We start from the raw sequence: 11,315 nt of genomic DNA, 5'->3' as shown, positions 1-11,315 counted from the left end.
CAGGAATATGCGACAAAATGGCAATGGATTTATAATCATGAACGACCGAATATGGCACTGAATGGTTTTACACCGATGCAGCATATTCAACGTGTTAACTGATTCTACTTATTACCTCCGTTAAAAATGGGGGGATTACCGTAGAACTGGGCAGCCTTAATCGCGCTGCTGAAAAATTAAGATTATCGCCAACAATGGTAGGTAAGCACTTGAAGTTATTGGAAAACAACTTAAAAACTCAATTATTAAATCGCACTACTCGTCGAATTTCCCTTACCGCGTCCGGGGGAGAATATTATCATCATTGTAAAAAGGTTTTAGAGTTAGTCGATGAAGGTGAAGAGAGGTTAAGAAATGATCAACTAATTCCCTCTGGTCAACTGACTATTTCTTGCCCTGAGATATTAGGTAAAAAAAGAATTTTGCCATTTTCTTTAAACTACATGGATCGATTTCCCGCTACACATATACATCTCTCTTTAACAGATAGACTCGTCGATATCATGCGAGAGGACATTGATATTGCGATAAGAATTGGCGAGCCACCAGATAGTACGGATATCATTGCAAGGCCCCTCACAGACTACGAACTCGTCGCTTGTGCAAGCGCAAGCTATCTCGAGCAATTTGGCACCCCTGAAAAACCTGAAGATTTATTCAAGCACCAATGTATCTCTCTAAATGGCAGTATCTTAGACCAATGGCAAACTACGTCTTTCAAAGAGAATATTAAAAATAGCCGACTGACCAGTGACTCTAGTGAAGTGATTAAACAAGGCGCTATTTCAGGAATGGGGATTATCATCCAAGCTAAAATGTTTTTAGAGGACGCTATCAATACTGGGTTACTCGTCCCCATTTTAGAAAACTATCCATTACCGGCAAGGAAGCTCAATGCGCTTTACCTACGCAAAAAATACAGCTCCGCAAGAGTTAATTTTATGCTAGAAGCCTTACAAGAGGCTTTACCATTAAAAAAATAACTTAGCGACTATAGAACAGAAGAAGCCATACCCGGAAAGATACCCTGCTAACTTTGACTCTCTGGGGATAGAAATTGTGGGAAAACCCACTTCAGGCGAAGGGAGAAATGCTGTTTATGAAAAAGTAAATGATGCACAAAATAGCTCTTTAAGATGGCTTGTAGCAGAACTTACTGACACATTGAAAGTATCAATGACTGAAATATTTAGACACCCTGAAGTATCATATAAAGTTATGACAGAAGCAGGCACAGCCCGATGGTAAAAAAAATATTTTCTATATTGGGTGTGATTTTTACCATAAATGTGGCTTTTGCAGACCACATTGCACCCAGGACAATAGTAGAAGTTAAAATTAATGAAACAGGAAAAAGTGACGATGAGTCGAAAAATGTGATGGATGGTTGCCGTGTGTTTAAAATCACAGAGAAAGATGTGAGAGAATTCTTTTCTAAAGCATATCCTGTGCCTTTAAATTTCAATGTCCATGAACGTTACTCCCCTTGTTATGCTAAGGGAATCATTGAATTTAGCAACAATACTCGTGGTAAGTGGAAGATTTCCTCCAGCGGAGGAGGAACACTACTGTGGGATACTGGTGATGTAGCAACATTATTTTATAATGATTATAAGTGGGCAGATCCTTTTGAGGGTACATACACTTCTGAGGATGGATCCAATTCAGAATAAAAAAACCAGATTGTTATAATTTAAAGTACGTCTCAACCGAAGTACTTTATTTTCTAAATTCTTCAAGATTTGACTGAGCAACAGTGAAGTAAATTTTGGCGGCTTCCGGCGTAGAACCCCTTAATGATAAGGAAGCGATGTGGAAAATATTACGGCCGGTTTTATCTTAACTCGTCATTGGCGCGATACCCCTAGGGGGATTGAAGTCTCTTTTTGGCTTGCGACTGACCAAGGCCCGCTCTCTATCTCGGTTCCCTTGCAGCGTGCAACGGCATTCTTCCCGACGGAATATCGTAGCGAAGTGGAAAACCTTCTGGCCGAACATCAGGGGGTTACCCTGCAAGATTCAGCGTTAAACGATTTTTCTCATCGCCGGCAAACAACACTCTACCTTAGGCAACAACGGTCGCTCAAAGCCATTACACAACAATTCGCTGAGGCCAATATTCCTCTTTACGAAGCGGATATTCGCCCCACCGATCGTTATATGATGGAGCGGTTCATTACCGCGCCGGTCTGGATAGGAAAAAGCTCAACGGCCGAGCCGACTCGGCTAAAACCCCATCCTGACTATCGCCCGAGGCTTAAATGGGTCTCCTTAGATATCGAAACTAACGAGCGTGGCGAACTCTACTGTATTGGCTTAGAAGGCTGCGGACAGCGACAGGTCTATATGCTCGGCCCGCCGACACCGAGTGAGGAACACCCTGATTTTATCCTGACCTATGTCTCCCACCCACGCGATCTGATCCATGCTCTTAATCAGTGGATGGCAACCCACGATCCAGATGTCCTTATCGGGTGGAATGTCATTCAATTCGATCTGCGTATCTTGCATCGCGAGGCTGAACGTTTTGGCCTGCCACTAAAACTCGGTCGCGGCGGCGGGCTGTTAGTCTGGCAAGAACATGGCTTCAAGCCTGGCGTATTTAGCGCGCAAGCTGCAGGACGCTGGATTATCGATGGTATTGATGCGTTAAAATCGGCTTTCTGGGATTTCCCCTCTTTTAGTTTGGAGAATGTGTCTCAAACTCTACTCGGAGAGGGTAAAGATAGCGCAACGCCACACGATCGAATGGCAGAAATTAACCAACGCTTTCGCCAAGATAAAGTCGCGCTTGCTCGCTATAACTTGAAGGACTGCGAGCTGGTCACACGTATCTTTCAAAAAACCGAATTAATGGCATTTCTTCTTGAGCGCGCCAGCACTAATGGGCTACCTGCCGATCGTCACGGGGGATCGATAGCTGCTTTCACGCATCTCTACCTGCCGCGTATGCATCGTTTAGGATTTGTCGCCCCTAATCTCGGCGATATCGCCCCGCAACCAAGCCCGGGGGGATTTGTCATGGATTCACAGCCCGGTCTCTACCGGTCGGTGATTGTGCTGGATTATAAAAGTCTGTATCCCTCGATCATTCGTACATTCTTAATCGATCCCGTTGGCTTAATTGTCGGTTTAGCCAATCCCGAACATGCAGTACCTGGATTCCTCTCTGCGCAGTTTTCACGAACGGTGCATTGTCTACCTGCTATTGTCGAACAAATTTGGCAAGGACGAGAAAAAGCGAAGCGTGAAAAGAATGCCCCACTGTCGCAGGCGCTAAAAATTATTATGAATGCTTTTTACGGTGTGCTCGGTACACCCTCTTGTCGTTTTTTCGATCCTCGCCTTGCCTCCTCGATTACGCTGCGCGGCCACGAAATCATGCAACAAACTCGACAACTTATTGAACAACAGGGTTACACCGTCATTTACGGTGATACCGACTCAACCTTTATTTCGCTCGGTGCACAGTGTGATCAACAGAAAGCTGACGCGATTGGCCAGCAGTTGGTGACAGTAATTAACCAATGGTGGCACGAGACGTTACAGCAAGAACTAGGGTTAAATAGTGCCTTGGAGATTGAGTATGAGCGCCATTTTAGTCGTTTTCTGATGCCCACCATCCGTGGCGCAGAACAAGGCAGTAAGAAACGTTACGCCGGCTTAGTGATGAATAACGGCGAGGAGAATTTAGTCTTTAAAGGTCTTGAGACAGTGCGCACCGACTGGACGCCGCTCGCCCAACAATTTCAACAAACGCTTTATGGCCTTATTTTCCGTGATCAGCCTTGGGAAGACTATATGCAACATACCGTTCAACAACTGCTGGCGGGGAAGTTGGACGATCAGCTTGTCTATAAAAAACGCTTACGTCGTCCACTCGCCGATTACGAAAAAAACATTCCCCCTCATGTGCGTGCAGCTCGCCTTGCGGAAAAGGCCGCCATGGCACAAGGGCACAAGTCGACTTTTCGTCGCGGTAGCTCAATTCGTTATGTTATCACCCTCGCAGGGCCAGAGCCCATTACAGCAATGACCGCTCCCCTCGACTATACTCATTACTTAACCAAGCAATTGCAGCCCGTCGCAGAAGGTATTCTCGGTTTTGTCGGCGGCAATTTTGAAAATGTGATGACTGGGCAACTTGGTCTATTTTGATAGGTGACGAATCCTCCGCCTTCCAGTACCATAGCGCCCTTCAAAATAACCTGGCCTTTACCCACCACCTGGGTGGAAACGATGTTCGGCCCGTTATCCGTGAATCAATACATCCCTATAATTAAGAGAATCGAGCAAAATTTATGCCTTTTACACTTGGTCAGCGCTGGATTAGTGATACAGAAAGTGAACTTGGACTGGGAACTGTCGTTGCAATCGATGCACGCATGGTGACCTTACTTTTCCCAGCCACCGGCGAAAACCGACTTTATGCCCGTAATGATTCTCCTATCACTCGTGTCATGTTTAATCCAGGCGATACCATTACCAGCCACGAAGGTTGGCAACTGGTCGTTGACGAGGTACGCGATGAAAATGGTCTCATTGCTTATATCGGTACGCGAAGCGACACACAGGAAGCCAATGTGGTGTTACGCGAGGTGATGTTAGACAGTAAACTTATCTTTAGTAAGCCACAGGATCGCCTGTTCGCCGGACAATTGGACCGGATGGACCGGTTCGCGTTACGCTACCGTGCAAGAAAATACCAAAGTGAGCAATACCGTTTACCCACCAGTGGCATGCGCGGGATGCGTACTAATCTGATCCCTCACCAGCTACACATCGCGCAAGATGTGGGTCGTCGTCATGCACCACGCGTCTTACTCGCTGACGAAGTCGGACTGGGTAAAACCATTGAAGCCGGCATGATTATCCAACAGCAACTGCTTGCTGGACGCGCTGAACGAGTCTTGATTATTGTCCCTGAGACACTGCAACATCAGTGGCTGGTAGAAATGCTGCGCCGCTTTACCCTCCACTTCGCGCTGTTCGACGATGAACGTTATAATGAAGCACGCTTTGACAGCACCAATCCCTTTTTCACCGAACAGTTGGTGATCTGCTCATTGGATTTTGTGTGCAAAAATAAGCAACGTTTAGAAGATATGCTGGAAGCCGATTGGGACTTGATGGTGGTCGATGAAGCCCATCACCTCTCTTGGTCCGAGGGTAAGCCAGGTCGTGAATACCAAGTGATTGAAAAACTTGCCGATGTGGTCCCCGGCGTATTGCTATTAACCGCCACGCCAGAACAATTAGGCATGGAAAGCCACTTTGCCCGTTTACGTCTACTCGATGCCGACCGCTTCCATGATTTCGATGCGTTTGTAGAAGAACAGCGTCACTTCCAACCCGTTGCGGATGCCGTTGCCAACCTCTTAGCGGAAGAGCCACTAGCCGATCAACAAATCGCCGTGATTAACGGCTTGATTAAAGAGCAAGATATTCGTCCGCTGATCCTGCAAGCGAACAGTGACAGCGACGAGCGCTTGGTCGCCCGTCAGCAACTGGTCGAGATGTTAACCGATCGCCATGGTACCAGCCGCGTACTGTTCCGTAATACCCGTCAAGGGGTACAAGGCTTCCCGAAACGCGCGTTACATGCCGTTCGTTTACCGCTACCAAGCCAATACCAGACGGCGATCAAAGTCTCTGGTATTATGTCGGGACGTAAGAGCAAAGATGAACGTGCTCGCGACTTGCTCTATCCTGAGCAAATTTACCAAGAGTTCGAAGGGGATAACGGAACCTGGTGGGCTTTTGATCCTCGTGTGGAGTGGTTGATTAACTACCTGCTGGAACACCGTAAAGAGAAAGTCCTCGTTATCTGTGCAAAAGCCGCGACTGCGCTTCAGTTAGAGCAAGTATTGCGTGAGCGCGAGGGGATCCGCGCAGCCGTATTCCATGAAGGACTGTCGATTATTGAACGCGATAAAGCGGCGGCCTTCTTTGCTTCGCAAGAAGACGGTGCACAGGTCTTGCTCTGCTCAGAGATTGGCTCAGAAGGACGTAACTTCCAATTCGCCAGCCGTATGGTGATGTTCGATCTTCCCTTCAACCCGGATCTCTTAGAACAACGTATTGGCCGCCTAGATCGTATCGGTCAGTTACATGATATCGAAATCATGGTGCCATGGTTAGAAAACACGGCGCAAGCGGTGTTATTACGTTGGTTCCATGAAGGGCTAGACGCGTTCGAAAGTACCTGTCCGACCGGCCGTACCATTTACGATAGTGTGCACCCACAGCTATTAGAATTCTTGGTTACGCCAGAAAAGGATGAAGGCTTGGAAGACTTTATTCAGCACTGTCGAGCGCAACATGACGATCTAAAATCTCAGCTTGAATCGGGCCGTGACCGCTTATTAGAGCTGCATTCTCATGGCGGAGAAAAAGCCGAACGTCTCGCCGATGAGATAGCTGCACAAGATAACGATACCGCGTTGGTCAACTTTGCCCTAAATCTGTTCGATATTGTCGGAATTAATCAAGAAGACCGTAGCGATAACTTGATTGTGTTAACCCCATCCGACCATATGCTAGTTCCTGATTTTCCAGGATTACCGGAAGATGGTTGCACCATTACCTTTAACCGTAACCAAGCCTTATCCCGTGAAGATACCCAGTTCATTACTTGGGAACATCCGTTAATTCGTAATGGCCTTGACCTGATTTTATCTGGCGACACCGGAAGTTGCGCCCTCTCTTTATTGAAAAATAAAGCCTTACCGGTCGGCACTCTATTACTGGAACTGATCTACGTTGTCGAAGCACAAGCACCGAAACAGCTACAACTGACACGCTTCCTGCCACCAACGCCGTTACGTCTACTAGTCGATACGAAAGGGAATAATCTGGCCGATAAGGTGGAGTTCGAAAGTTTCAATCGCCAACTTAACGCGGTCAATCGTCACACCGGGAGCAAGCTGGTGAATGCGGTGCAGCAAGAAGTCCACCAAATTCTTACCAATGGCGAGCAACTGGTTAGTGCGAGCGCGCAAGCGGTGATTGCAGAAGCACAGCAAACGGCTGAGAAACAGCTCACTGCAGAACTGGCACGTTTGGAAGCGCTGCAAAGCGTTAACCCTAACATTCGTGAAGATGAAATTGATGCGCTACGTGATAATCGTCAAGAAGTTCTTGAAAGCTTATCGCAAGCGAATTGGCGATTAGACGCGTTACGCCTGATCGTCGTTACCCATCAGTAAAAGTTATGAGGGGGGCTACCCCCTCTAGGATAGAAAATGGAAGCTTACCACCCACCCCTTGAACCTTGGCTGCATATTCTGTATCAGGATGAGCATATTATCGTGGTCAATAAGCCGAGTGGCCTATTATCGGTACCTGGACGTCTGCCGGAACATAATGACAGTATTATGACGCGTATCCAGCGTGACTTTCCTAGTGCCGAGTCGGTGCATCGCCTTGATATGGCAACTAGCGGCGTGATGGTGGTGGCCTTGACCAAGGCTGCTGAGCGCGAATTAAAACGCCAGTTCCGTGAGCGAGAGCCGTCTAAAACCTATATTGCTCAGGTATGGGGGCAGCTATTGCCCGATGAGGGATTAGTCGATTTGCCATTAATTTGCGATTGGCCAAATCGCCCTAAACAGAAAGTTTGCTTTGAAACCGGTAAAGCAGCACAAACAGAGTGGGAAGTACTCGAACGAGATGCCGTGAGTTGTCGTGTCCAGCTCAAACCTATTACCGGGCGCTCCCACCAGTTACGTGTGCACATGTTAGCAATGGGGCATCCCATCTTGGGGGACAACTTTTATGCCTCACCGGAAGCGAAAGCATTATCCACTCGGTTATTACTCCATGCCGAGCGTCTTACCATCACTCATCCAGTTTTCGGTAACAGTATGACATTTAAACAGCCTGCAGATTTCTAATCTCTGCAGGCTGCGCACACCTTGAGGTTAAAAGCCTTTCTGTGTGCGGATCAGTTCGTAAGCTGATTGAATTTTTTGCGTCTTCTCTTTTGCTAAGGTCATCATCTCTGGCGGTAAGCCCTTTGCTACCAGCTTATCCGGGTGGTGCTCACTCATTAACTTCCGATAGGCGCGTTTGATGGTTAATGCATCATCTTCGGGGGATACGCCTAATACGGAGCAGGCATCTTGCAATGTTGGTCCCTGAGGCGCTTGGCGAAATCCCCCTTGTTGTTGCGAGTAACCTTGCTGTCCAAAATGGCTTCCCCCCGCCATCATTCGAATGAATAGTTCGAACTGCTGACGCGAAATGCCAAGTTCTTCCGCAATAATATATAAGACTTGCTGTTCATTTGGATGTAACTCACCGTCGGCAAGTGCAGCTTGAATTTGGATTTCCAGAAAAATCTTTATCAGATCAACTCGCCCCACGCACGCCTGTCTAAATTCACGTAATTTTTGGCGCAGCGGAAAGTCAGTCTCTTTCCCTTCACGGAACGCTTGTTGCGCGAGTTGTCGCGACGCACCTTGTAACTGCATGCGATCCATAATAGTTGAGGCCAGCTGGATATCCGCCTCAGTGACTCGACCTTTTGATTTGGTTAAATGCCCCATAACTTGAAAAGTCGTAATGAAAAACAAGTTCTGTCTCGAGTGAGCTGTACCCTTAAAATTTCCAGCAAAATTGGACATTACAGTATCGACGAGATGCCCGAGGAGTACGCCGCCGACGATGCCCCAAAACCCTACCCCTGAAAAGAGCCCCAATAAAAAACCAATAACTTTGCCTCGGTAGCGCATAAACTCCTCAATTCGTCATGCTAATGTTTTCATTTTCGATTATCATACCCGTCATTTACTAAACCGCCTATCGCTAAACCAGCTTAATCACGATTATCGCTGGCGCTGATACTTTCGGTAAGTTACTCTTTATCGGACTGCTGGCCCCTTGCCAGAACTAACGGAATCTTAGATACCGCGTATGAATAAAAGACTACCTACATTGCTGGCCACTATGATTGGATCAGCCCTATACAGCCAGTATTCGCTTGCTGACGATCTGATGTCGCAATGTATGCTGGGCGTACCTTCTTATAATCGTCCGCTGGTCAATAGTGATCCGAATACTCAGCCAGTCACTATTCATTCAGATAGTGTTAAAGGTAATTACCCTGACGATGCGGTATTCGACGGTAAAGTAGATGTTAATCAAGGGAATAGTCGACTTCTTGCTGACCAAGTGCAACTGCATCAACGCCAACAAGCGGGGCAAACCACCCCCACCCGCACGGTGGATGCACTCGGTAACGTCCACTACGACGATAACCAAGTCATATTAAAAGGCCCTAAAGCCTGGTCCAATTTAACTACCAAAGATACTAATGTTTGGGACGGTAACTACCAAATGGTTGGCCGCCAAGGACGTGGTACGGGTTCTCAAATGAAGCAACGCGGTAATAATCGCTACACCATTCTAGAAAATGGTAGCTTCACTACCTGTTTACCTAACGCCAACAGCTGGAGTGTCGTTGGGTCAGAAATCATTGAAGACCGCCAAGAAGAAGTGGCTGAAATTTGGAATGCGAGATTTAAAATCGGGTCAGTACCTGTTTTTTATAGCCCTTATCTACAGATGCCGATCGGCGATCGCCGTCGTTCAGGTTTCCTGATTCCTAACGCGAAGTATGGCAGTAAAAATGGCGTCGAATTTATGTTGCCTTATTACTGGAATATCGCGCCACAAATGGATGCCACCATTACTCCGCACTACATGAGCAAACGGGGTATGCAGTTGCAAAATGAATTCCGTTATCTATCCGTATTAGGCGCGGGGTTAATGGAGTTCGACTACTTGGGTTCTGATAACCAGTACGATAAGCAACAAAGCGCTCGAGGGATCTCTGAGGGCGATAGCTCGAAGCGTTGGTTATTCTATTGGAATCACAGTGGGGTCTATGATCAGCACTGGCGCTTTAACGCTAACTACACCAAAGTTAGCGACCGTTACTATTTTAACGACCTCGACTCGAAATACTACAGCTCCACTGATGGCTATGCCGATCAGAAATTTAGTTTTGGTTACGCCGCTAGAAACTGGGACGCTACACTCTCGACGCGTGATTTCCAAACTTTCAATAAGTTAAATACCAGTATCTATCGCACATTACCGCAGTTAGATGTCAATCTTTATCAAAATGATGTCGGGCCATTCGATACCCACGTTTACGGTCAGTTTGCACGCTTTACCAATACCAACTCGCGGTTACCCCGTGCAACACGGCTTCATATTGAACCGACCATTGATTTACCTCTTTCCAATGGCTGGGCGAGCTTAAATACCGAAGCAAAATTACTTGCTACGCACTACCAGCAAGAGCATTTGCAAAATGCCAACGACCTACCAAATGGTGGGGATTATAATCTGAAAAGCTCGGTGAACCGGACACTGCCACAATTCAAGGTTGATGGTAAGTTAGTGTTTGACCGTGATATGGATTGGGCACAAGGCTATACCCAAACGCTAGAACCCCGTGTTCAGTACCTTTACACGCCTTATCGCAATCAAAATAATATCTACCCTTACGATTCGACCTTATTGCAAACCGATTACACGGGGTTATTCCGTGATCGGACTTATAGTGGTTTAGATCGTATTGCGTCGACTAACCAAGTCGCAACGGGAATCACCACCCGTATCTATGATGAAAATTTAGTTGAACGTTTTAATGCCTCCGTAGGTCAAATCTACGCGTTTACTCGCTCACGTACGGGTGATCCGTCGGATGATAATGATACGGGAAGTATTATTTGGGCTGGTGATACCTACTGGCGTATGACTGACCAATGGGGTTTACGGGGTGGCTTACAGTATGACACCCACTTAAACAACGTGGCGCAAGGTAATGCCGGTATTGAATACCGCCAAGATAATGACCGTGTGATACAACTGAACTATCGCTACAGTAGCCCTGAATACATTGCTCGCGCGATGAATAACTCAATTTACACCACTAGCCCAATCTATAAGAATGGGATATCGCAAGTGGGTGCTACCGCCAGTTGGCCAATTGCTGATGCTTGGTCTGTTGTCGGCGCCTACTATTATGATACACGTAATAGTAAGCCTGCTGAGCAGCTACTTGGCGTGCAGTATAGCTCATGTTGCTACGCGGTACGCTTGGGTTATGAACGTAAGATCAATGGCTGGCAAAACAATACCAGTGAGTACGATAATCAGATCTCATTTAATATTGAGTTCCGAGGATTAGGGGCTAACTACGGTCTAGGTACCGCAGAAATGCGGACTCAGGGAATTATCCCTTATCAGCCAGCGTTTTAGTCATTAGTCGATAACCGGTAATTTCCGCATTGCGGTCTTAA

Annotated in this window: 8 protein-coding genes; 7 read left to right on the top strand and 1 reads right to left on the bottom strand. The window is 46.9% G+C overall.

Annotation, left to right across the window (positions count from 1 at the left end):
- The first annotated feature begins 98 nt into the window (after positions 1-98).
- From HH682_RS07320 to rluA, 6 genes are all read left to right on the top strand, one after another.
- On the top strand, positions 99-983 hold the full coding sequence (locus tag HH682_RS07320; protein WP_338049320.1) for a LysR family transcriptional regulator: 885 nt from the start codon (positions 99-101) through the stop codon (positions 981-983).
- 76 nt (positions 984-1,059) lie between these two features.
- Positions 1,060-1,248, top strand: a complete 189-nt coding sequence (locus tag HH682_RS07315; protein ID WP_338049319.1) for a hypothetical protein — start codon at positions 1,060-1,062, stop codon at positions 1,246-1,248.
- A complete protein-coding gene (locus tag HH682_RS07310) occupies positions 1,242-1,673 on the top strand; it encodes a hypothetical protein (RefSeq protein ID WP_214236928.1) in 432 nt (143 codons plus the stop codon). Before HH682_RS07315 ends, HH682_RS07310 begins: the two co-directional genes overlap by 7 nt.
- Before the next feature lie 139 nt (positions 1,674-1,812).
- Entirely contained in the window at positions 1,813-4,158 is a 2,346-nt protein-coding gene (locus tag HH682_RS07305) for a DNA polymerase II (RefSeq protein ID WP_214236927.1), read from the top strand.
- 143 nt (positions 4,159-4,301) lie between these two features.
- Positions 4,302-7,208, top strand: a complete 2,907-nt coding sequence (gene rapA / locus HH682_RS07300) for an RNA polymerase-associated protein RapA (protein ID WP_214236926.1) — start codon at positions 4,302-4,304, stop codon at positions 7,206-7,208.
- A 36-nt stretch (positions 7,209-7,244) separates the two neighbouring features.
- Entirely contained in the window at positions 7,245-7,895 is a 651-nt protein-coding gene (gene rluA, locus HH682_RS07295) for a bifunctional tRNA pseudouridine(32) synthase/23S rRNA pseudouridine(746) synthase RluA (protein ID WP_214236925.1), read from the top strand.
- Between the two features lie 27 nt (positions 7,896-7,922).
- Here rluA and djlA read toward each other — a convergent pair whose 3' ends face one another.
- Positions 7,923-8,735 carry a co-chaperone DjlA gene (djlA, locus tag HH682_RS07290; protein ID WP_214236924.1) on the bottom strand — a complete coding sequence of 271 codons (813 nt, stop codon included), beginning with the start codon at positions 8,733-8,735 and terminating at the stop codon, positions 7,923-7,925.
- Positions 8,736-8,916: 181 nt separating this feature from the next.
- Here djlA and lptD point away from each other — a divergent pair, with 181 nt between their 5' ends.
- Positions 8,917-11,274, top strand: a complete 2,358-nt coding sequence (lptD, locus tag HH682_RS07285; protein ID WP_214236923.1) for an LPS assembly protein LptD — start codon at positions 8,917-8,919, stop codon at positions 11,272-11,274.
- Positions 11,275-11,315 lie beyond the last annotated feature (41 nt).

Source organism: Rosenbergiella gaditana (genome assembly GCF_018494065.1).
Classification (GTDB): domain Bacteria; phylum Pseudomonadota; class Gammaproteobacteria; order Enterobacterales; family Enterobacteriaceae; genus Rosenbergiella; species Rosenbergiella gaditana.
This window is presented reverse-complemented; position numbering and strand designations above follow the sequence as displayed.